Source organism: Alcanivorax hongdengensis A-11-3, from assembly GCF_000300995.1.
GTDB lineage: Bacteria > Pseudomonadota > Gammaproteobacteria > Pseudomonadales > Alcanivoracaceae > Alcanivorax > Alcanivorax hongdengensis.
Map to the genome: position 1 here is coordinate 1 of NZ_AMRJ01000025.1, position 21,248 is coordinate 21,248.

The 21,248-nt window shown below is 62.5% G+C and carries 20 protein-coding genes; 15 read left to right on the plus strand and 5 right to left on the minus strand.

All coding sequences use genetic code 11. The annotated features are described in order from the left end of the window. The 4 genes from A11A3_RS13415 to A11A3_RS13430 all read left to right on the plus strand — a co-directional run. On the plus strand, positions 1-495 hold a 495-nt coding region (locus A11A3_RS13415; protein WP_008929855.1), incomplete at its 5' end, for a DNA polymerase III subunit gamma/tau C-terminal domain-containing protein. Next, entirely contained in the window at positions 485-802 is a 318-nt protein-coding gene (locus tag A11A3_RS13420; protein ID WP_008929856.1) for a YbaB/EbfC family nucleoid-associated protein, read from the plus strand. The genes A11A3_RS13415 and A11A3_RS13420, both read left to right, overlap by 11 nt. Beyond that, positions 799-1,401, plus strand: coding sequence for a recombination mediator RecR (recR, locus tag A11A3_RS13425; protein WP_008929857.1), 603 nt, complete (start codon positions 799-801; stop codon positions 1,399-1,401). The genes A11A3_RS13420 and recR overlap by 4 nt, the downstream gene beginning before the upstream one ends. A 211-nt stretch (positions 1,402-1,612) precedes the next feature. Beyond that, a complete protein-coding gene (locus A11A3_RS13430; RefSeq protein WP_008929858.1) occupies positions 1,613-2,755 on the plus strand; it encodes an acyl-CoA dehydrogenase family protein in 1,143 nt (380 codons plus the stop codon). A 102-nt stretch (positions 2,756-2,857) separates the two neighbouring features. Here the strand turns inward: A11A3_RS13430 and A11A3_RS13435 are convergent, their stop codons facing one another. Further along, entirely contained in the window at positions 2,858-3,853 is a 996-nt protein-coding gene (locus A11A3_RS13435; RefSeq protein WP_008929859.1) for a putative solute-binding protein, read from the minus strand. Between the two features lie 197 nt (positions 3,854-4,050). Continuing rightward, on the minus strand, positions 4,051-5,055 hold the full coding sequence (locus tag A11A3_RS13440; protein ID WP_237738867.1) for a helix-turn-helix domain-containing protein: 1,005 nt from the start codon (positions 5,053-5,055) through the stop codon (positions 4,051-4,053). Between the two features lie 222 nt (positions 5,056-5,277). On the opposite strand from A11A3_RS13440, the gene A11A3_RS13445 reads away from it, so the two are divergent. From A11A3_RS13445 to A11A3_RS13470, 6 genes are read left to right on the plus strand one after another with little or no spacing between them, the layout of a single operon-like run. Continuing rightward, complete coding sequence (locus A11A3_RS13445) at positions 5,278-6,054, plus strand: hypothetical protein (protein ID WP_040297215.1); 777 nt, start codon at positions 5,278-5,280, stop codon at positions 6,052-6,054. A gap of 25 nt (positions 6,055-6,079) precedes the next feature. Next, entirely contained in the window at positions 6,080-7,702 is a 1,623-nt protein-coding gene (locus A11A3_RS13450; protein WP_008929862.1) for a GH3 family acyl-acid amido synthetase, read from the plus strand. Continuing rightward, positions 7,702-8,802, plus strand: a complete 1,101-nt coding sequence (locus A11A3_RS13455; protein WP_008929863.1) for a GNAT family N-acetyltransferase — start codon at positions 7,702-7,704, stop codon at positions 8,800-8,802. Before A11A3_RS13450 ends, A11A3_RS13455 begins: the two co-directional genes overlap by 1 nt. Continuing rightward, positions 8,802-9,755 (plus strand): hypothetical protein, encoded by a 954-nt coding sequence (locus tag A11A3_RS13460; RefSeq protein WP_008929864.1) that lies wholly within the window; start codon positions 8,802-8,804, stop codon positions 9,753-9,755. Before A11A3_RS13455 ends, A11A3_RS13460 begins: the two co-directional genes overlap by 1 nt. Beyond that, positions 9,752-10,909: an efflux RND transporter periplasmic adaptor subunit gene (locus A11A3_RS13465; protein WP_157375709.1), complete on the plus strand. Its 1,158-nt coding sequence runs from the start codon at positions 9,752-9,754 to the stop codon at positions 10,907-10,909. The genes A11A3_RS13460 and A11A3_RS13465 overlap by 4 nt, the downstream gene beginning before the upstream one ends. Next, entirely contained in the window at positions 10,906-14,181 is a 3,276-nt protein-coding gene (locus A11A3_RS13470; protein WP_008929866.1) for an efflux RND transporter permease subunit, read from the plus strand. Before A11A3_RS13465 ends, A11A3_RS13470 begins: the two co-directional genes overlap by 4 nt. A gap of 94 nt (positions 14,182-14,275) precedes the next feature. Here A11A3_RS13470 and gpmA read toward each other — a convergent pair whose 3' ends face one another. Next, positions 14,276-15,022: a 2,3-diphosphoglycerate-dependent phosphoglycerate mutase gene (gpmA, locus tag A11A3_RS13475; RefSeq protein WP_008929867.1), complete on the minus strand. Its 747-nt coding sequence runs from the start codon at positions 15,020-15,022 to the stop codon at positions 14,276-14,278. A gap of 177 nt (positions 15,023-15,199) precedes the next feature. Here gpmA and rnd point away from each other — a divergent pair, with 177 nt between their 5' ends. The 5 genes from rnd to A11A3_RS13500 are packed head-to-tail and all read left to right on the plus strand — an operon-like array spanning position 15,200 to position 17,839. Next, positions 15,200-16,273 (plus strand): ribonuclease D, encoded by a 1,074-nt coding sequence (rnd, locus tag A11A3_RS13480; protein ID WP_008929868.1) that lies wholly within the window; start codon positions 15,200-15,202, stop codon positions 16,271-16,273. Continuing rightward, positions 16,274-16,579, plus strand: coding sequence for a YcgL domain-containing protein (locus A11A3_RS13485; RefSeq protein WP_008929869.1), 306 nt, complete (start codon positions 16,274-16,276; stop codon positions 16,577-16,579). A 4-nt stretch (positions 16,580-16,583) separates the two neighbouring features. Further along, positions 16,584-17,021, plus strand: a complete 438-nt coding sequence (locus A11A3_RS13490; protein ID WP_008929870.1) for a YcgN family cysteine cluster protein — start codon at positions 16,584-16,586, stop codon at positions 17,019-17,021. Positions 17,022-17,052: 31 nt separating this feature from the next. After that, on the plus strand, positions 17,053-17,397 hold the full coding sequence (locus tag A11A3_RS13495) for a hypothetical protein (protein WP_237738868.1): 345 nt from the start codon (positions 17,053-17,055) through the stop codon (positions 17,395-17,397). Continuing rightward, positions 17,390-17,839, plus strand: a complete 450-nt coding sequence (locus A11A3_RS13500) for an HIT family protein (protein WP_008929872.1) — start codon at positions 17,390-17,392, stop codon at positions 17,837-17,839. Before A11A3_RS13495 ends, A11A3_RS13500 begins: the two co-directional genes overlap by 8 nt. A gap of 249 nt (positions 17,840-18,088) precedes the next feature. On the opposite strand, the gene A11A3_RS13505 is transcribed toward A11A3_RS13500, so the two are convergent. Both A11A3_RS13505 and A11A3_RS13510 read right to left on the minus strand, forming a co-directional pair. Further along, entirely contained in the window at positions 18,089-18,451 is a 363-nt protein-coding gene (locus A11A3_RS13505) for a PilZ domain-containing protein (RefSeq protein ID WP_008929873.1), read from the minus strand. Positions 18,452-18,739: 288 nt separating this feature from the next. Continuing rightward, positions 18,740-21,067 (minus strand): TRAP transporter large permease subunit, encoded by a 2,328-nt coding sequence (locus A11A3_RS13510; RefSeq protein WP_040297217.1) that lies wholly within the window; start codon positions 21,065-21,067, stop codon positions 18,740-18,742. Positions 21,068-21,248 lie beyond the last annotated feature (181 nt).

Sequence of the window (21,248 nt, forward strand, 5' to 3'; positions counted from 1 at the left end):
GAGCCGGAGCCGGCCCCTGCCGGCGAGCCCGATAGCTCGCCGTCGGCGCCCCGCGAACCGATCGCCCCATTGCCCGAGCCCCGTCACGACGGCGAGGTCAGCGCCTGGTGGGCGGCCCTGCTGGAGCGGCTGGCCGTGGATGGCACGGTGCGCAACCTGGCCCGCAACGCGGTACTGGTGAGCCGTGAGGACAATGTCTGGACCCTGCGCCTGAGCAATGGCCATGACGTGCTGGTGAACCGCCAGCGTCTGGATGAACTGGCCGGGGCCCTGAGCAACTATTTCCAGCGCCGTATTCAGCTGCAGGTTCACTATGAAGCCGAGGCCGGGGATACCCCGGAAGCCCTGGCCGAGGCTCGTCGTCAGCAGCAGCTGGCCGAGGCCCGCGAGACCCTGCGTAACGATGCGGTGATTCAACAATTGATCAGCACCTTTGACGCCCGCCTGGACGAGGAAAGCGTCAAACCGCGTGTGGGAGATGACCATGGACTTTGACATGAACAATCTGCTGCAACAGGCCCAGGCCATGCAGGAGAAGATGAAGAAAATGCAGGACGAAGCCGCCAACGCCGAAGTGACCGGCGAAGCCGGTGCTGGCCTGGTGAAAGTGACCATGAACGGTCGCCATGACGTCAAGGCGGTGAACATTGACGACAGCCTGATGAGCGAAGACAAGGAACTGCTGGAAGACCTGCTGGCGGCGGCGGTCAACGATGCCGTGCGCCGGGTGGAAAAACAGCAGCAGGACAACATGCAGAACATGGCCGGGGACTTCCCGTTTCCGCCGGGCTTCAAATTGTGAAACACGCACCGCTGGTCGAACAGCTGATCCAGGCCTTCACCTGCCTGCCGGGTGTCGGGCCGCGCTCCGCCCAGCGCATGGCCTATGCCCTGCTGGATCGGGGACGTGATGAGGGGCGCCGGTTGGCGGACGCCCTGCACGGTGCCATGGACGGGGTAGAGCACTGCCAGCGCTGCCGCAATTATGCCGAGGCCGAACTGTGCCCGATCTGCAGTGACCCGCGCCGGGAGCCCGGGCTGGTGTGTATCGTCTCGTCGCCCACGGATGTGCTGGCCTTTGAGCAGTCCGGGGAATTCCGCGGCCAGTATTTCGTGCTGATGGGCGAGCTGTCACCCCTGGACGGCATTGGCCCCCGGGAACTGGGGCTGGATGTGCTGGAACAGCGCCTGCGCGAAGGCCAGATCCAGGAACTGATCCTGGCCACGGGCACCACCGTGGAGGGCGAAGCCACCGCCCACTATGTGCTGGACCTGGCCCAGGATGCCGGCGTCAGCGTCAGCCGCATCGCCCAGGGCGTGCCCATGGGCGGTGACCTGGAATTCGTTGATGGTGCCACCCTGGCCCAGGCCCTGCGCGGTCGGCGGCCTTTCCAGAGCTAACGGGCCTGCCACAAGCGCTGCAGGCCGGCGGCGGTCTTCACGTCCGGCGCCAGGCCGTCTCCCCCGGTGCTCCATTCGCGTGCAAGCACGCTCCCACAAAAAACAAAATCACGGCCTGGATGAACCGCATGACACGGCTGTATAGCCTTTTTCCCCTGCCTTCTGCTAAGGTCGGACCAAGCAAGCGCTAGGTTGATCAAAGGAGAATGCAGTGAGCGCACAGGAATACTTCAACGAGACCCACCAGATGGTCCGCGAGACCGTCCGCAAGTTTGTGGAACGCGAAATTCTGCCCCACGTGGATGACTGGGAAGAAGCCGGCGAGTTTCCCCGCGACCTTTATACCCGCGCCGCCGAGGCCGGCATCCTCGGAATCAATGCGCCGGAGGCCCTGGGTGGCACCGGTGAAGACGTCTTCATGAAGGTCGCCGCCTGTGAGGAGCTGGTGCGTTGCTCCTCCGGGGGGCTGTGTGCCAGCCTCGGGTCGCTGGATATCGGCCTGCCGCCGGTGTGGAAGTGGGGCAGTGAGGCCATGAAACAGAAGGTGGTGCCCGAGGTGCTGTCCGGGGAGAAGATCTCCGCCCTGGCCATCACCGAGCCCAACGGGGGGTCCGATGTGGCCAATCTGCGCACCCGGGCCGTGCGTGATGATGACCACTATGTGGTCAACGGTGCCAAGACCTTTATCACCAGTGGGGTGCGGGCCGATTACTACACCGTGGCGGTGCGCACCGGTGACAAGGGCTATGGCGGCATCAGCCTGCTGCTGATCGAGAAGGGCACGCCGGGCTTCACCGTGGGGCGCAAACTCAAGAAGATGGGCTGGTGGGCTTCGGACACCGCCGAGCTGTTTTTCGAGGACTGTCGGGTGCCGGCGGAAAACCTGATCGGCCCGGAAAACGGCGGTTTCTACTGCATCATGAGCAACTTCCAGATGGAGCGGCTGATCCTGGCGGTAACCGCCAACAGCACCGCCCAGCTGGCCCTGGATGAGGCCCTCAAATACGTCAAGGAGCGGGAGGCCTTTGGCCGGCCCCTGGCCGGTTTCCAGGTCACCCGCCACAAGCTGGCGGAAATGGCCACCGATGTGAAAGCCAGCACCGAATTCACCTACCGGGTGGCCGCGAAGATTGCCGCCGGCGAAAACTGCGTACTGGATGTGTCCATGGCCAAGAACGTGGCGACCCGCTGTGCCGACCGGGTGACCTACGACGCGGTGCAGTTGTTCGGTGGCAGCGGTTACATGCGCGGCACCGTGGTGGAGCGTCTGTTCCGGGACAACCGCATTCTTTCTATCGGTGGCGGTACCCACGAAATCATGAACGAAGTGATTGCCAAGCAGATGGGCCTGTAAATCGTCTTTACCGGGCTGAAATGAAAGAGGCCGCGCCCTTGCCCGGGCGCGGCCTCTTTGTTTTCAGTGAAGCGCAAGCTTCAATCGCGTTGTCGCTGGGCGCTACTGGGTACACTCCGCCCGGCCCGGGTTGACCTTGCAACGGACCTTGCGCAGCAGGGTCAGCATATCCGGGTCATAGTAGCCTTCCTTGGTCAGCTGGGTACGGGCTTCCTGCATCATCACCTCGTATTCCTGCTTGTCCGCCTGGGGGATTTCCACCCACCACTTCTTCGGCACTTTCTGGGCTTCCTTGTTGAGCTGCTCTTCGATGCGGCCCAGGTTGGCGTAGAAGTATTCGCGGGATTTCTGCGCCATATCAGCGGGGAACTTGTCTTTCTGGGCAACCAGCTGGATGGTCAACTGAGCCAGCGGATAGTTGATGATGCCGCCGTCCGGGGTCAGGCCCTTGTAGAGTTCCAGAGCATCGTAGGCCACCAGCGGGGCGGCGATGACATCAACCACGCCATTGTTGAACTTGGTGGAGAAATTGGTGATATCCGAAGCCACCGGCGTGGCGCCCACCTGGGAAACCAGTTTGGCCTGGGTTTCGTCGTATTCCAGCACCGCTACCTTTTTACCCGCCGCCTTGGACAGCGTGTTGACAGTGCGGTCGTTAACAAAGATGTAAGCGGCGCCGGCGGGGGCAATGCCCATGATCTGGTAGGAGCCCTGGCTCAGTTTGGCGGCGCTGCGCGGGTTCGCCAGCACCTGCAGCACGATGCGCATGTGCGCCATGCTGGGAATGGCACCAATGGAGTCGATGGTGCCCGCGTATTTGTTGAAGCCCCGGCTACGGATGCCGGTGATCAGTGCCGCATCACAGATACCCGCCTTCAGGTCCTCGGCGGCAATCTTCTCGTTGGTGTAGGGCATCAGTTCGGCATTGAGCCCCCAACCCACGGCGGCGGCCTGCCAGTCTTTCATGGCGCCCATCACCGGGCCCACGTTGCCGGCAATATCGAACACACAGATCTTGCGTTTCAGGGTGTCGGCCTGGGTGGGTAGCGCAACCACCAGGGCGAGAACAGTGACGACGGCACTCAGTATCTTTTTCATCAGCATAATCCGGATTGTTGTTTTCAGCGTCGGTTGCCCGGGGGCCGGACAAGGATGCCCCCGATGGTAGGCGGCGGTCCGGCAAATTGAAATCCCGAAAAAACCGATTGTCAGGGCGTTTTAGTCAATCCGTGCAGTCAGTCGCAGGCTGCACGGATTTTCACAGGCCAGGCATGGGAGTGCCCGTCAACTCGCTTTCAGGTAACCCGTCGATTGGCTCGCCGCACCTCGCCCGGGGTTTTGCCGGTCCAGGTGCGGTAGGCCTTGTTGAAGCTGGCCTGGTCACTGTAGCCCAGCTTTTCGGCGATCTTGTCCAGCGGCAGGCTGGTATCGCACAGGTAGCGGGTGGCATAGGTCTGGCGGATCTCATTGCGGATGTCACTGAACGAGAAGCCGGCGATTTTCAGGTGGCGGCGAATGGAGCGGGAGCTCATGCTCAGCCGCTGGGCTACCCGTTCCAGGGTGCTGTCACGGCCGGGTTGATTGAGCACCTGATGACGCACCTGCATGACCACCTTGATACTGCTGTCCGCTTCCAGCTGTTCGCGGGATCGGGCGGTGGCCAGGTAGCGTGCCATGTTGGCGTCATCATCCCGGGGTTCGCGACCGGACAGCGGCATCATTACCTGGTTGTGGTCGGCGCCGTAATGGATTTGCAGCCCGTCACGGTGCATGGAATCGTTAAGCCGAGCTCGTGGTGCGGGGAAGTCGAATTCGAACAGGAATTTGCGACATACCAGTGACGCCAGGGCATGGATGCTACCCATATAGACACGGGTCATGAAGGGGCGCAGGTCGCCCAGCTCCCAGGCATCCACCAGCCGGATGCGGATATCCTCGCCATTACATTCAATCTGCATGTCCATGATGGGCAGGCTGACACGCAGGTATTGCACGATCATGTTGACCAGGGCGCGGTAATCGCGCTGGCCGAGCAGGGCAAAACCCAGCAGGCCATGGCCCATCAGATCCAGCTCACGGCCGAAGTCAAAGCCGGCCTGATCATCATCAAGCAGAATGCGCCCCTGGTTCAGCAATGCCAGCACCTGTCGCATGGACAGAAAGATATCCGGATCGTTGAGCATTTTCTCGCTGATACCGCTGCCTTCAAGCACCACATTACGGTGGATGCCGCGGCTTTGCAGAAAGCGTAAAAATCGGCGGGCATACCGGATCGATATTATCGGAACCTGATATGCCATTCCCTGGTTTTCCGTGTACATGCGGTTTCTTCCTGGAAACGTTTTTTTGTTTTGATTGATTGTGACAAGCGTCTCAACAAGTCCGTGCTGTCACTATGTCCCAGTTCTTGTTTGCCCCTTTTGACAAAAAACTGTCCGCTTTCGCCATTAAGAAAAAGGGGGCGTATCGACAATATGTCCCTCCCCTGATGGACCTCATAAAAATAATTAGGGAGCGGAAAAATGCAACGGGAAAATAAAGCAAAGCTCAGGGCTAAATATATTCCTATCTCCAAAGTGTCCATTTCTCTGATGAGAAATATGTATGGAATATATTCCAAGTACTACGAAAACATTAGTCTGGATTTATTTTCCCGCGACATGGAGGAAAAGAGCGGCGTCTTTGTGGTTTTCGAGCGCCACAGCGGTCGCGCCGTGGGCTTTTCCACCCTGAAAACCGTGGACCTTGAGATAAAAGGGCGAAAGGGTATCGGTGTTTTCAGTGGCGACACCATTCTCGAAAAAGAGTATTGGGGCAGTCGCGTCCTGCACGTGAAATTTTTCCTGAAAATGGTGCGGGAGAAAATGAAACGTCCGTACCAGCCTCTCTTCTGGCTGCTGATTTCCAAGGGCTATAAAACCTATTTGCTGATGGCCAACAACTTCCATCGTTACTACCCCGACCATCAGGGTAAAAACGAGCATCTGGCGCCGCTGGTGGATGATTATTGCGACAAACTGTTCCCCGGCTATTTTTGTTCAAACCGGAAATTGCTGGATTTTGGTGACGGCTATACCTTCCTCAAATCCGACGTGGCGGCCATCACGGAAACCATGCGCGCCGACAACGATAAAATCCGTTTCTTCGAACAGTGCAACCCGTCCTGGCAGCGGGGCACCGAGCTGCCCTGCATCGGTCAGGTAACCTTCTCGCTGCTGTTCAGTTATCCGTTTGCCCTGTGGCGCAAGATTCGCGACCGCAAGAGCCGTCTGCCACGGACATCCGTCGCCTGCGAATAATCATAAAAACACGGGGGCACTGCCAATGCTGGTTCATCAATTGCTGAAGCTGGCCGCTTCACCGGGGGCACGCCGTTTCCGTCGTGATGCCAATCGTCTGGAAGCGGTTCAGCGCGACAAGTTGTCGCGTTTGCTGACCCAGGTGGCGGCCTCGCCACGGGGGCAGGCCATGGGCGTCAGCCGTGACTGGCGCTGGGAGGATTTCGCCAGCCGCCTGCCGGTGACTGACTATGAAGACTGGGCCGAGGACATCGTGCTTGCTCGCGAGCAGGGCCAGGGGCGTTTGAGTGCCTCTTCGGTGGTCCGTTACCAGCCAACCAGTGGCTCCACCTCCGCGGTCAAGTGGATTCCCTACACCCGGGATTTTCTCTCCGAGCTGGACGCTGCCATTACCCCCTGGATTGCCGATCTCTATCGGCATTGCCCACGCATTGGCGCTGGCCGCCATTACTGGTCCATGTCCTGGGTGCCCACGGACATGCGTGAGTCCATGCGCAATGACATCAATGACGACCTGCAGTTGATGTCGCTGGGCAAACGTCTGCTCGCCGGTGCCAGCCAGAGCGTGCCCCAGGATGTATCGCTGGCGCCGACCTCCGATGACTCCTTGTTCGCCACCCTGGCTTGGCTGGCGGCGGACCAGGGCCTGAGCATGTTGTCGGTGTGGTCGCCGACCTTCGGCCTGGGCCTGCTGCGCGCCCTGTCGCGCTGGCGCGAGCCGCTGGCCGAGGTGCTGTCGCGTGGCGAGTGGGGCGCCGGCGCTCTGGGGGCGCAGATGCACGACTGTCCTCGCTCCCCGCGTGCCGCTGCGCTTCTGCGCCAATGGGATGGTCAGCTGGAGCCGGCATTCTTTGCCCGGCTGTGGCCATCGCTGGCGCTGGTCAGTGCCTGGGATACCGCAGCCTCGGCGCCCTGGGCGGCGCAGTTGCACCGCCTGCTGCCCGGCGCCGAGTTCCAGGGCAAGGGATTGTGGGCCACCGAGGGGGTGGTCACCCTGCCGTTCGAAGGGCGTTATCCGCTGGCCTACCACAGCCATGTCTACGAGTTTCTCGACCCGACGGATGAACGGGTCTACGCCCCCTGGCAGCTGGAAAAGGGCCAGCAGGTGATGCCGTTGCTGACCACCGGCAGTGGCCTGCTGCGTTATCGCCTCAAGGACATGGTGGTGGTGGATGATTTCATGGGCCAGGTGCCCTGTCTGCGGTTTCTCGGCCGGGCCGGCACCACCGATCTGGTGGGCGAGAAACTCTCCACGCCGGTGGTTCAGCAGGCTCTGGATGGCCTGCGCCTGTCGCCCGGTCTGGCGCCGGTGTCCCTGGTGGCGGTGGACGACAGCGGCCAGGGACTGCCCGGTTATCTGCTGTTGCTGCAGGGTCAGCGCGAACAGGATACCCGCCCGGTGGCCGAGGCCCTGGACCAGGGCCTGCAGGCCCATTTCCACTATCAACTGGCCCGCAATCTCGGCCAGCTGGCCCCGGTGCGCGCGGTGGTCAGCCCGTCCATGCATGAGCACTACCTGAGCCAGTGCCGCCAGCGCGGCATGATCGAGGGCAATATCAAGATCGAGGCGCTGCAATACTGGCCTGGCGCCTTGCCCATGGCCCTGCGCGACCCTGATGTGGCGACTCGGCGTGCCGGAGGGATGTGATGAGTTTTGTGATTCGACCGGCCCAGCCGGATGACAATGAAGCCATCCTGTCGCTGCTGGAGGGGACGCCGCAACAGGGGGCCGTGACCCTCAATTTCGAGCGGCGCCCGGATTATTTCCGCGGCGCTCGTGTGACCTGTGAAGAGCCGGATGTGTGGGTGGCCGAACCCCGTGATACGGCCAGCAAGGGGCCCATCGGGGCGGTTTACAATGTGGGCTGGCGGCGACTGTGGGTGAATGGCGAAGTACGCAATATCCGCTATGCCCATGATCTGCGTATTGCCGTGAGTTGCCGTAACGGCACGCTGTTACATCGCATGTTCCGCAAGTTGCGCAACCAGCTGGCCCCCGGCGAGTGGATGCAGACCACGGTGCTGCGTGACAACCAGGCCTCCATGTCCACGGTGGCCAGTGGCCGTGCCGGCCTGCCCACCTATTATCCGTTTGGCACCATTGAAACCAGCCTGATCTACACCCGTGCCCGTCGCGCCCGGTTGCCGGAGGGCTGGTCGATCCGTCGTACCGGGCCCTATGACCGGCCGGCGGTCGCCAGACTGCTGCGTGAAGAGGGCAGCAAGAAACAGTTCTTTCCCTATTGGCATCTGGACCGTCAGCAGGGCGACCCGTTCTGTTTCGGCATGGGCAGTGATCAGTTTCTCGGCCTCTGGGAAGGGGAGGAACTGCGCGGTCTACTGGGCTTCTGGGACCAGCGGGATATCAAGCAGACCCGGGTGCTGGCCTATCGCAAGGGGTTGCGGGTACTGCGTCATGTCTATAACACCCACAGCCGATTGCGCGGCGGGTTGCGCCTGCCGCCGCCCGGCGGCGTGCTGTCCTACCTGACCTTGCACAGTATCGTGGTGGCCGACAATGAGCCGCGCCGCTTGCAGGCCTTGCTGGACCATGCCGTGGAGTGTTTCCACGGGCGTTATGATGCCCTGGTGTGCGGCTTTTTCAGCCAGGATCCGCTGGCCCGGGTGGCAGCGGGCTATCGCCGCCAGCGGCTGCTCAGTGACCATTTTCTGGTCAGCTATGAGGGCGACCCCCGTGAACAGCTGGACAGCACACGTCTGCCCTATGTGGATGTGGCGAGACTGTGATGGGCACACAAATCGACTATATCGGCATGTGGTACCAGGCCCGTGCCCGCCAGGGTGTGGACGACAGCATTCCCCTGCGGGTGTTCGAGCCGGAGGGGGATTTCCAGCAGTCCTTTCGCTTTCGCCACCGTGACCACGATGGTATTGGCGTGCTGTTTCACTTTTTCCGCCAGCAGGGCATGGCGCTGCCGGTCATGCCGGTCAGCCGCGAGAGCGGCTCGCCAGCCTGGTGGCGCTGGCTGCTGGGCAGTGCCGGCGAGTTGCCGCCGGTGGACAGTGACATTCCCTGGCGGTCGTTCGACGGCCATGACGAGCCGTCTTCCATGCAGACCCTGTGTCTGAGTCAGGAGCAGACCGATGCCCTGTTACAGCGCCTAAAACAGAACGGGGTCTCCCTGAACGCGGCCCTGCTGCGGGCCCTGCAGCGAGCGGTGGATGACACCCTGCTGGCCTATCCGGTGCGCGGCAGCTGGCTCTACCCGGTAAACATGCGTGGCGCCGTGCCCATGGACTGTGACGAGATGAACCTGTCCAGCGCCTTTTACACCTCGGTAAGCGGTCTGGACTCGCTGGCGGAAATCGCCGATCGCCTGCGCCGGCAACTGCGCGCCAATCTTCACTGGCGCATGTGGCATCTGGCGCGTATCGGCCGCTTTGTCGGCCGCCGCGGCGTCAACTGGCTCAGTGACCGCATGGCCAATGGCCAACAGCATCTGGGCTCATTCAGCAACCTGGGCCATTGGCAAGTGGATATGGCCTCCGGGGGCTTTCCCGAGGACGCGGTGATGGCTATATGCGCGCCGGGCAGCCCGCGCTATCCGGTGGCCAACGGCGTGCTGATCGTCAATGGCCGCATGACCCTGTCCATGAAACTGCATGAAAGCCTGGGCGCCGGGGCGGTCACCGCAAAATCCTGTTTGCGGCGCTGGCAGTTCCACCTGGAGGACGCATGATGAAAGCAGGTCGTTGGGGACGCTGGCTGGTGACGCTGGTGATTGCTGCCGTGGCGGTGACGGCGGTGGCCAGCCTCTATCTGGTGCCGCCGGAAATGCCGGCGCCGCGGCCTCGCGCCGCGGCGCTGAGCCTGCCCACCGAGCGCCCCGAGCAGGGCCGTCAGGTGATTCCGGTGCACAGTCAGGGCATTGCTCGCGCCCGCCATCAGTTGCCCCTGAGCATGGAGGTCAATGGCCGGGTGGAGAGTGTGTCGCCGGCCCTGGCGGATGGCGGCCTGGTACAGGCCGGTGATGTGTTGCTGAGCCTGGATCCGGAACCCTTCGAACTGGAAGTGACCTCGCGCCAGAACAGCGTCAACGCCGCACGCCTTCATCTCGCGGAAACCCGGGCCAAGGCCCGGGTCGCCGGCGCCTCCAGTCGCCAATCCGCCCTCGGTCGTTTCGAGCCGCAAATGGACGAGGCCCGCAGCCGACTGGCGGCGGCGCTGGCCGGCCTGCGCCAGGCCCAACGTAACCAGGAAATGACACAGTTGGTGGCGCCGGTGAGCGGTCGGCTCAAGGCCGTTCAGGTGAGTGTCGGGCAGCATGTGCAGGCCGGCATGACGCTGGCCGAGCTGTATCAGGAGCAGCAGGTACAAGTACGCCTGCCGGTGCGTGACGAGTGGCTGGCTCTGCTGGGTATCACCCCCGGTGATGACAGCTCCCTGGCCAATGTGGCGGTGCATCTTGAGGGCCGTTTTGCCGGTCGCCAGGGCCAGTGGCAGGGGCGGGTGGTGCGCCGTGAGGGCGGGCTCAACCGTAACCAGATGATGACCCTGATCGTGCTGGTGGAAAATACCGACTCGGGGTTGCCGCTGGAGCCCGGGGTGCTGGTGGAAGCCACGCTGAGTGGCAAACCCATGGCCGGCATCACGGTACTGCCTGCCTCGGCCCTGGCCGGTGACAGCGCCGTGTGGGTGCTGGACGATCAGCAGCGTCTGCGCCGTCACCCGGTCAATGTGCTGTATCGCGACCAGGACCGGGTCTATCTGGATGACCGTCTGGCGGGTAACCAGCCGGTGGTGCTGGCCGGTGACCTGCAATTGCTGGAGGGCATGCGCATCGACCCGCGGCCGGTCACCGAAGGGCTGGCGAAGGCGGGTAACGAGCAATGATGAAACGTTCCATCGCCTGGTTCGCCGCCAACCCGGCGGTGGCCAACCTGTTGATGATGACCCTGTTGCTGGCCGGGGTGCTGGCCATTCCCAATACCCGCCAGGAAACCCTGCCCAACGTGCCACTGGACCGCATCGGCATCTATGTGGCTTATCCCCAGGCGACGCCGGAAACCGTGGAGTCGCTGGTCTGCACGCCGGTGGAAAATGCCATCGATGACGTGGAGGGCGGCACCGAGCTGATCAGCGAATCCCGTGAAGGGCTCTGCACCGTGCGTATGGACGTGCAGGAAGGCCACGACACCGATGATGTGATGGAGCAGATCCGCACCCGGCTGGATTCGCTGGATACCCTGCCCAGCGGCGCCGATCGCCCGCGGGTGCAGGAGCTGATCGTGCGTAACCGGGTGGTGCGGTTGCTGCTCAGCGGTTCCCTGCCGCGCAAGGACCTCTACCGGCTGGCCCACCAGGTACGTCGCCAGTTGCTCAACCGTGATGCCATCTCCAGTGTTGATATCGAGAACCTGCCCGAGCGGGAAATGTCCCTGCTGGTCTCCCGCGATGACCTCTACCGTTACCAGCTGACCCTGGACAGTATGGCCCGTGCTGCCAGCCAGAGTGTGCAGCGCGTGGCCGGCGGGTTGTTGCGCAGCGAGCGCGGTGACTGGCTGTTGCAGACCGGTGAGCAGCCCCGTGACAGCCAGGCCTACCGCGGGTTGGTGATCCGCCAGTCCGACCAGGGCGATCTATTGCGTCTGGGCGATGTGGCCCAGGTGCGCGACGGCTTTTCCCGCGACACCCAGGCGGCCTGGCTGGATGGCAAGCCGGCGGTGGCGCTGGATGTCTACCGGGTGGGTCAGCAGAACGTGCTGACCGTGGCCGACGAGGTGGCCGATTATGTGCAGGGCGCTGATCTGCCCGCCGGGGTCGGCCTGTCGGTGTGGAATGATGATGCCCGCCAGTTCCGTGATCGTTCCAACCTGCTTTGGCGCAATGCCCTGCAGGGGTTGGTGCTGCTTACCCTGATGCTGGGTGTCTTCCTGACCCTGCGGCTGGCCGGCTGGGTGGCCCTGGGTATTCCGGTATCGATGCTGGGGGCCTGTGCCCTGTTGCCATTGCTGGGCGAGTCCTTCAACACCATTTCCCTGTTCGCCTTTATCCTGGTGCTGGGCATCGTGGTGGATGATGCAGTGATCGTTGGCGAGAGCGTGGACCTGATGCGCCGGGAAGGCATGGCCTCGCCACGGGCCGCGGTGATCGGCGCACAACGGGTGGCCAAGCCACTGCTCTACGCGGTGCTGACCACCGTGGTGGCCTTCGCACCGCTGTTGTTCCTGCCGGGGCCAGAAGGCTCACTGATGCGCGTGATCCCCATTGTGTCCATTGCCATCCTGGTGTTTTCGCTGGTGGAGTCGCTGTGGATCCTGCCGGCCCATCTCAGTCACAGCCGCCCGGCCACCGGCCTGCTGGGGCGTTCGGAAGCGTTTTCCAACCGGCTCAACGAGAAGCTGGAACGCTGGCTGGAACACCGGGCCCGCCCGCTGCTGCACCGCTGCCTGCAATGGCGCTATGTGGTGGTGATCGCCTTTGTTGGCCTGTTCGTGTTCTGCTGCGCGCTGGTCAACAGCGGCTGGCTGACCATGGTGCTGTTCTCCCGGGTGGAGGGCGACAAAGTGATGGCCGATGTGGTGTTTCCCCAGGGCACCAGTGACGAGCGGCTGGGCCGCGAGGTGCGGCTGCTGGAAAATTCCGCCCGCAAACTGCGCTCGGATCTGGAGCAATCTGCCAGCCCGGTCACCATCGGCTCGGTGTTTGCCGAGCAGGGGGTTCGCCAGAAGACCTCCAATGCCCGCGACCCGGGGGCGCGTTACCGGGTGCGCGTGACGCTGGCGTTGCAGGGCGATACCGCCAGCATGACGCCACGGGATGTGGCCAGCCGCTGGCGACACCTGCATGGGGATGTGCCCGATGCCCTGTCCCTGAAGTTCCACGCCAGCCTTATGCAGGTAAAGCCGGATATTCATATCAACCTGTTCGAACCGGACCTGGCCAGGCTGCAGCAGATGAGTGAGACCCTGGCGCTGGCCTTGCAGCGCGAAAGCGGTGTGCACGAGGTGGCCAACAACCTGCATGCCCAGCGCAGTATTGTCGAGATACAGCTGCGTGACGCCGGGCGCATGGCCGGTCTCAGTGCCGATCAGCTGGGCCGGCAGGTGCGTCATGCCTTCCACGGTATCGAACTGGATCGCTGGTTCGAACGCGACCAGGAAGTGCCGGTGATGCTGCGCCTGGCGGACGCGGACAGCCGGCGCATGGCCGACCTGGAGCGATTGCCCGTGCAACTGCCCGATGGTGACATGACCCTGTTGTCGGCGGTGGCCGAGGTCCACCGCCATCAGGCCCCGGCCATGATCAGTCACTACGACGGGCGCCGCAGTGCCACGGTCAGTGCCTTTGTGGATGAGCATCTGACCTCGCCGGGCCAGGTCATGGCCCAGCTGGAGAAGAACGTGCTGGGACCGATGATGGCCAGTGACCCGGACGCCGGTTGGACCATCGCCGGCAAGCCGGCCGCCATCAAGGAGTTTCTCGGCCGGTTGTCGATCGGTTACCTGATTGCCCTGGGTGTGATCTTTTTCATGCTGACGGTACTGTTTGGCGGCTATGGCCAGCCGCTACTGGTGATGATGGCCATTCCCTTCGGGTTGGTGGGCGCTTTCCTGGGGCATTTCCTGCTTGGCTACAGCGTCACCCTCTGGTCCATTGTCGGTGTGATTGCGGTGAGTGGTGTGGTGGTCAACGACAACCTGGTGCTGCTGGATGGCATCAATGATCTGCGCGCCCGGGGCGTGGCGCTGCACCAGGCGGTGGTGGAGGGCACCAGCACCCGCCTGCGTCCGGTGCTGCTGACGTCGCTGACCACCTTTGCCGGGGTGGCGCCATTGATGCTGGAAACCAGTGTGCAGGCCCGCTTTCTGATTCCCATGGCCATTGCGCTGGCCTTCGGGGTGTTGTTTGCCACCCTGGTCAGCCTGTTGCTGGTGCCCTGTATGGTAGTGGTGGGCCAGGACCTGCGTCTGGCCTGGCAGCGCGGATTGGGGCGCTGGCGCCAGGACCGGGCCAGCGATGCGGACAGCGTGGATGAGGCGTATCAGCGAGGCCGTAACAGCGCCCGCGGCGCCATCAACCCCTACCGGGATGAGGTGCTGCATTCGGCCTGGGAGGCCGGGCGCCAGGATGATGCCGGTGGCGAGCCGGAAACCGCCGGCTGAGCAAGCTGGTGGTAGAGCATTTGCGCACAAAAAAGCCCGGCACGGGGGACCCCGTGCCGGGCTTTACGTTTGTCGTCAGACAAACGCCGGCAGCTTACGCCTTGCCCTGGTTGGCCACGGCTTCGGCGGCCTTGGCCACTTCTTCCGCATCGCCCAGGTAGTAGTTCTTGATCGGCTTCAGATTGTCATCCAGCTCATAGACCATCGGCACGCCGGTGGGGATGTTGAGCTTGACGATTTCCTCGTCGGAAATATCGCCCAGGTATTTGACCAGCGCGCGCAGGCTGTTGCCGTGGGCACAGATCAGTACCTGCTTGCCGGCTTCGATCTGCGGTTTGATCTCGCTCTCGAAGTAGGGCACGAAACGGTCCACGGTGTCTTTCAGGCTTTCTGACAGCGGGATTTCCTGTTCGCTCAGGTCCTTGTAAACGCGGAAGTTGCCGGCGTAACGTTCATCGTCGCGTTCCATCTTGGGCGGCGGCGTGTCATAGCTGCGGCGCCAGATGTGAACCTGCTCGTCACCGTACTTGGCGGCGGTTTCCGCCTTGTTCAGGCCCTGCAGGGCGCCGTAGTGACGCTCGTTGAGGCGGTAGTCGCGGATTACCGGAATCCACATCTGGTCCATGGTATCGAGGATGCTCCAGAGGGTGCGGATGGCACGCTTGAGCACGGAGGTGTAGGCGATGTCGAATTCGAAGCCGGCTTCCTTCAGCAGCTCACCGGCGGTACGGGCTTCGGTGCGGCCCTGCTCGGTCAGATCCACATCTTTCCAGCCGGTGAAACGGTTTTCCTTGTTCCAGACGCTCTGGCCGTGGCGGACCAGTACCAGTTTGGTGCTCATGGGTCATTCCTGTGCGATGTTAAGGCGGCGCAAAGGGTAGCAGAAAACCGCCGGGAAATTGAGCGCTACAGCACGTATAATCGGGCGCTGATGCCAATCGGGGGCTTGTTGCGCCCGCCATGTCTGCCCGTCCCTCACGGCGAGGGGCCGGGTCAACCGTGTTGAAGGCCGTTTTTTATGTCTCATATCTGGTGCGAAAGCACCGAGGCTGTCCGCCAGTGGCAGCAACAGCTGCCCCCCGGGTGCCCCCTGTATCTGGACACCGAATTCATGCGCGAACGCACCTTCTGGCCGAAGCTGGCCCTGGTACAGGTGCACGACGGCCAGTCAATCCGACTGATTGACACCCCGCAGGTGGATGCCGCCGCCATGTCACCGCTGTTTGCGGATCATACCCTGGTGATGCACGCCTGCTCGGAAGACCTGGAAGCCATTGCCGCTTTCAGCGGTGCATACCCGGCGGCCATCGAGGATACCCAGATTGCCGCAGCTCTCAGTGGTGAGGATATGCAGCTGGGTTACCAGAAGATTGTGCAGATGTTGCTGGGGGTGGAGTTGCCCAAGGGTGCGACCCGCACCAACTGGCTCAAACGCCCGCTCAGCGATGAGCAGCTGCACTACGCCGAGGATGACGTGAAGTACCTGCCCGAGGTCACCGCCATCCTGCGCGAACGCCTGGATACGCTGGGCCGCCGTCACTGGTGGCAGGAAGAGTGCCAGCGGTTGCTGGACCAGGCCCGCCGTCCGTCACTGCCGGAAAAGGCCTGGCGGCAGGTGAAAGGCGCCGCCTATTTGCAGGGCCAGAGCCTGGCGGTGCTGGCGGAGCTGGCCGCCTGGCGTGATGCCATGGCCCGCCAGCGGGATCTGCCCAAGAGCTTTGTGGTCAAGGATGCCCAGCTGCTGGAGTTGGCCAACAGCCGTCGTCAGGATCGCGGCGCCCTGGCCGATGCCGGGCTGCATCCCAAGGTGATCCGCCGCGATGGTGACACCTTGCTGTCACTGATGGCCCGGGGCCGTGAACAGACGCCGCCGGCGCCACTGCCGGGCCCGCCGGATGCCCGGCAGAAAAAGCTGGCGAAAGCCCTGCGTGGCCGGGTCGCCCACATTGCCGCCGACCTGAACCTGAAACCGGATGTACTGATGCGCCGGCGCTGGCTGGAGGCGCTAATCCGCCACCCGGACCGGATTCCCGAACCGCTCACCGGCTGGCGCCAGTCGCTGGTCACCGATGCTCTGCTGGAGATGTTGTAAATGCTGGAAGGCAAGCTGTTCTGTTCCATCTACAAAAGTCGCCGCAAGGCGGAGATGTACCTGTACGTGGAGCGCCAGAAGGGCCTCAAGGATCTGCCGGAAGGCCTGTTGAGCCAGTTTGGCCCGCCCCAGCATGTCAGTGACATGATCCTCAGCCCGGAGCGCCCCCTGGCTCGGGTGGATGTGCAGCGGGTGATGGACAAGATTCGTGAGCAGGGTTTCTACCTGCAGATGCCGCCGCCGCCGGACAAGGACCTGTTTCTGGCCGATGGTCACCCGGACAACCCGGCGCCCCGGGAACGCTGATCCCATGCGTGAGCGTTTCTGGGAACTGCCGCTGGAGCAGCTGGACCAACAGGAGTGGGAAGCCCTCTGTGATGGCTGTGGCCGCTGCTGCCTGGTCAAGCTGGAAGACGAGGAGAGTGGCGAGCTGGCCTTCACCGATGCCGCCTGCCGTTTTCTGGACAGCCGTCGCTGCCAGTGTACTGTCTATTCGGACCGCCACCGGGAAATGCCTGACTGTATCCAGGTGACGCCGGCTCTGGCCCGGGACAGTCACTGGCTGCCGCGTACCTGCGCCTATCGTCTGCGGGCCGCGGGCCAGCCGCTGGCCAGCTGGCATCCACTGATCAGTGGCCGGGCGGATTCCGTGCGCCGGGCCGGCATCAGTGTCACCGGCAAGGTAGTGTCCGAGTTGACGGTGGACGAGGACGACTGGGAAGAGCATATAATTCACTGGGTAAGCTGATGGGCTTGCCACTGATATTTCTGGAGTAATCGTGACGACGAATGCCTATTTGTGGGGATGGTTTGCTTACCTGTTGGGATCCATGGGTGTGCTGTTCGTGTGGTGGTGGCTGACCCGCCCGTTGGCGCGCTGGGCCAAGGTGCCGCTTCGCACCGTACTGACCGCCTTCCTGCTCACGCCCTGGTCGGTCTCGCCGCAGCATAGCGAATGGGCACCGGCCTGGGTATCGGCCCTGTTTGATGGCCTGGCCCAGGAGGGAATCAGCCTGTGGCGGGCCGGTGGGCCGCTGCTCGCCATGCTGGTGGTGGCATTGATTGTTGCCGCCCTGGAGCTCTATCGCCAGGGCCGCAAGCAGCAACGGCTGGCCGATGAGTAACTGCATCTTCTGTCAGATACTGGCGGGCAAACAGCCTGCCAGTGTGGTCTATCAGGATGACAAGGCCATGGTGCTGCTGGACCTGTTTCCGGTGCGCGAGGCCCACTGCCTGGTGATTCCCCGTCAGCATGCCCCCCTGCTTGAAGAACTGGAACCGGCGTTGAGCCATCACCTGATGGACCTTGCCCGGCGCACCATTCGTGCCCACAAGCGTGCCGGGCTGGATGTCCGCGCCCATAATCTGGTGGTCAATGATGGCCGAGAGGCCAATCAGCACGTGCCCCATGTGCATCTGCACATCATCCCCCGCCGTGGTGGCGATACCCTGGCAGCGGCCTGGACCTGGGCCACCCGCATGCTCAACGTATTCGGGCTGCCCCGACGTCGCCGCCGCCTGGACCGGCTTGCCGGCCTGTTGGCCGAGCACTTCCCGCACAGCTAGCGGCGCCAGGCCCGTACCCGCAGGGGCCAGCGGACCTGCCGACGGCCTGGGCCCCATGCCTTTCTCAATGTGCTACTGAACGCCGCCAGCGGCCGCTGGCCGGCCCGGCTGGCCTGGCCAATGCCGCAGCCCATATCCAGCGCCCGCTGGTGACAGGGGCTGTGCTCGGCAAGCCACTGGAAAAGGGCAGGGGGGTAGTCGGGACGGCCTTACTGATACGCGTTGCCACGTTCGAACAGGGCGGGCATGTCAGTCCGGGTAATAGCCGTGGTCGTTGAACTGGCTGGCCCAAAGACGCCCGTCGCCACGCTCCAGGTCCAGCGCGATACCGGCCAGCAGCTGGCCTTCCGGGGCGGCACACCAGGCCACAGTGCCGTACAGATGATAGGTGCCGCGCTGGTGCAGCATGGCGATCCACAGCTCCACATCGGTATCCGGGCGGATGGGTGCCGGCAACTCCACGCAGATGCCGGCCAGGGAAATATCGTGGGTAGTCAGAAACAGACGTTCCTCGGTGTCCACCGATGTGGCCCCGGCCGGTAACAGCGTGAGAGAGAGGCTCTCTTCCCGGGGGCTGCGCGGGTAGCGGCGGTGCTCCTTGGCGGTTTCCATGTTCCGTCTGCCATCCTGTCTGTAAGCGCGTCTTCGCTAACAGTATCCGATATTACAGAAAGATGGAAAACCACGACGCGCGGTCTTTGTAGTTCGGTGTGTCAGGGTGTGATGCAGGCAATGAAAATGCAGCATGGCGGACGTGGACATTCAGCCCTGGGCCAGACGATGGTGGGTGCTTGCCGCTAACAACCCGGCTTGCAGGCAGGCTCCCGCGAAACCTCCCTGGTTGCCCGGCGATGAGACATAAAAAAAGGGCCCCGAAGGGCCCTTTCATGTGGCGCTGTATCAGCCGCCGGTAGCGATTTTCTGGAACAGCCAGTGGTGCAGGCTGTCGGACATCAGCGGCAGGTAAGAGACCATCAACAGGGAGGTCAGCATTACCGCGATGGGCAGCAGGTACTTCTCGTAGCGGCGGAAGAAGGAGCCATGTTCCAGCCTGGCGCTTTCCACTTCCGCATCGCCGACCACATGGCGTGTTAACAAGTGATTCAATGCCACCGGTGGTGTCAGATAACCCAGCTCGAAGGCCACCAGGGTAATCATCCAGAAGTGTAGTGGTGCAATGCCGTTGTCGAAGGCCACCTGGGCAATCGTGGCATTCACCAGAATCACCGCCCCGTAGGGATCCATGATCATACCGATGATCACCATGGTCACGACCAGCAAGGTCATGGCCACCCAGACCGACGGGAAGTGTTCAGGCAGCATTTCCAGCAGGCCGGAGCGCTCGATGATACCGCCGGTGCTCACCGACAGGGCCATCAGCATCAACAGCGCACCGATGTGGCCGGTGGTTTCGTTGGTGGCGAAACGCAGGGAGGACTCCAGCTTCTCGCCAACACCGGGCTCGGGCTTGTAGTGCGGGTCCATGTCCGGGGTCTTGACCAGGTAACGGAACACCAGGCACGCCGCCAGGATACCGTTACGCCAGAACAGCTCCCAGAGCATGTCCTTCATGTCCGCAGCGGAGGTGCCGTGGGGAATGGTGCCGGCATCCAGCAGGCCTTTCATTTCCCACATGTGGTAGAAGGAGTAGCCCAGCAGCAATACCAGCGCCACGCTGAAGATGTGCAGGAACAGCTCGCTGGTCTTTTCATAAGCCAGCACGGCCAGCAGCATCACCGGCAGAATGATCGGTGCATAGTTCTCGTTCAGCTCGGTGTCCAGCAGGTCGCGGAACACCACCGTCACGGTCCCCATCATGATCACATAGGGCAGCAGCGGCAGCAGCCGCTTGACGCTGGCCGGAAACGCCTCGGAGAAGGGGGCGATGCGGGCCGGGCTGGTGCGGGCAAACTGGCTGTAGACGAAGAACAGGAACAGCGACAGACCGAACAGCTTGAGACCGGAGGTGAACAGTTCATCGGTGGTCACGCTGTTGTTCAGGGCGGCGATGATCACCACCAGCAGACAGGGGCGCAGCACCACACCCATGGAACCGGACATGGCGGTGGCCGCCAGGGCCAGTTGCTTGCGGGCACCGGCGCGGACCAGCTCGTTGTAGATGGTGGCACCGGCGGCAATCACGAAGATACCGGACGCACCGGTATAGGCTGTGGGCAGGGCCGCCACGGCCAGCACCACGAAACACATCAGTTCCGGGGACATGCGCCACGGGCGCAGAACGTCGAACACCAGGTGGGCCAGTTTGGTCTGGCGCAGCAGCATACCGATCCAGATATACAGGGCCAGGCTCAGGAACAGGGTGGACAGCTCCATCATCATGCCCAGATAGACGCTGATACCGTGGTAGTAACCCTGCTCGATGAACTGGCTGCCGGCACTCAGACACATGAAGCTGTACAGCGGTATGGTCAGCAGAGCCTTGCCCCAGCTGCCGCCTTCCTCCATGTCCTTGGGCGGGCGAATCAGCTGGTAGAGGCTGATCAGGGTCAACAGGGTGAAGCCGGCGATCCAGAACTGGTGCAGGTAGAAGTGATTGACCTGCACCCCGTCCGCCATGGCGTTCATCTCTTCCTGGCGGTACATGAAGGACGACACCAGCAGCATGGAGTTGGCCATCAGCTGGCCGAAGGTGGATACGTAGTGGTCCTTGCGAGTCGAGGGCGGTCGCAGGGAAATATGGTGACGGCTGAGGGTGGCGGTGGCCGCACAGATGATCACCAGCAGACATAGCAACAGGCGCTTGTAGTTACCCAGTGTCGTTACCACCTGGGCCACGCCGCCTTCCAGGGTACGGAAGGCAATCACACCGGGGGTGACCTTCTCCTGGATAGTGTTGAAACGTTCCCACTTGCCACGACAGATATCACGGGACGACACCAGCGAATGGCGCAGGGCATCCTCATCCACGTCGGTGCCGAAGATGCTGGCCAGCGGATCCGCTTCCATCTGGGCCTTCTTCTTCTCGACGGCCTTCTGCAGCTCCACGTCGATATTGGGATCCGGGTTACAGGTGGGCTCTTGCACCACACCGGCACCGCGGAGCAGGAAGTACTCATCCCAGGTGTTCTCACCGATCTTCAACAACTGGGAGTGAATGACCTCGCCGGAAGAAAGGAAAATGGTAAGAAGAAGGATGATCAGGGTAGGCAGAGACGAAAACCACTCAATGGGTGATCGTTTTGCCGAGGTCGTTGATGTGTTTTCCATTGTTCACCCGGTTATTGTTATACCGCTTATAGTCTGTGGGGGCGTCGTGCATGACGCGGGTGCGTGACAGTATCCCTGCGCACCTGACCCTCGCATTCTATGGCAGTGTAAATACCTTGCCTACCGCCTGACGACGTCAGACAACAGTAAATAACAAGTTAGAGACAAAAACGGGGCCATA

Excerpts from the sequence above, each read along its gene's own strand:
- A11A3_RS13420 (WP_008929856.1), top strand. The coding sequence starts at position 485 with ATGGACTTTGACATGAACAATCTGCTGCAACAGGCCCAGGCCATGCAG.
- A11A3_RS13435 (WP_008929859.1), bottom strand. The coding sequence starts at position 3,853 with ATGAAAAAGATACTGAGTGCCGTCGTCACTGTTCTCGCCCTGGTGGTT.
- A11A3_RS13440 (WP_237738867.1), bottom strand. The coding sequence starts at position 5,055 with ATGGCATATCAGGTTCCGATAATATCGATCCGGTATGCCCGCCGATTT.
- A11A3_RS13445 (WP_040297215.1), top strand. The coding sequence starts at position 5,278 with ATGCAACGGGAAAATAAAGCAAAGCTCAGGGCTAAATATATTCCTATC.
- A11A3_RS13450 (WP_008929862.1), top strand. The coding sequence starts at position 6,080 with ATGCTGGTTCATCAATTGCTGAAGCTGGCCGCTTCACCGGGGGCACGC.
- A11A3_RS13455 (WP_008929863.1), top strand. The coding sequence starts at position 7,702 with ATGAGTTTTGTGATTCGACCGGCCCAGCCGGATGACAATGAAGCCATC.
- A11A3_RS13460 (WP_008929864.1), top strand. The coding sequence starts at position 8,802 with ATGGGCACACAAATCGACTATATCGGCATGTGGTACCAGGCCCGTGCC.
- A11A3_RS13465 (WP_157375709.1), top strand. The coding sequence starts at position 9,752 with ATGATGAAAGCAGGTCGTTGGGGACGCTGGCTGGTGACGCTGGTGATT.
- A11A3_RS13470 (WP_008929866.1), top strand. The coding sequence starts at position 10,906 with ATGATGAAACGTTCCATCGCCTGGTTCGCCGCCAACCCGGCGGTGGCC.
- gpmA (WP_008929867.1), bottom strand. The coding sequence starts at position 15,022 with ATGAGCACCAAACTGGTACTGGTCCGCCACGGCCAGAGCGTCTGGAAC.
- rnd (WP_008929868.1), top strand. The coding sequence starts at position 15,200 with ATGTCTCATATCTGGTGCGAAAGCACCGAGGCTGTCCGCCAGTGGCAG.
- A11A3_RS13485 (WP_008929869.1), top strand. The coding sequence starts at position 16,274 with ATGCTGGAAGGCAAGCTGTTCTGTTCCATCTACAAAAGTCGCCGCAAG.
- A11A3_RS13490 (WP_008929870.1), top strand. The coding sequence starts at position 16,584 with ATGCGTGAGCGTTTCTGGGAACTGCCGCTGGAGCAGCTGGACCAACAG.
- A11A3_RS13500 (WP_008929872.1), top strand. The coding sequence starts at position 17,390 with ATGAGTAACTGCATCTTCTGTCAGATACTGGCGGGCAAACAGCCTGCC.
- A11A3_RS13505 (WP_008929873.1), bottom strand. The coding sequence starts at position 18,451 with ATGGAAACCGCCAAGGAGCACCGCCGCTACCCGCGCAGCCCCCGGGAA.
- A11A3_RS13510 (WP_040297217.1), bottom strand. The coding sequence starts at position 21,067 with ATGGAAAACACATCAACGACCTCGGCAAAACGATCACCCATTGAGTGG.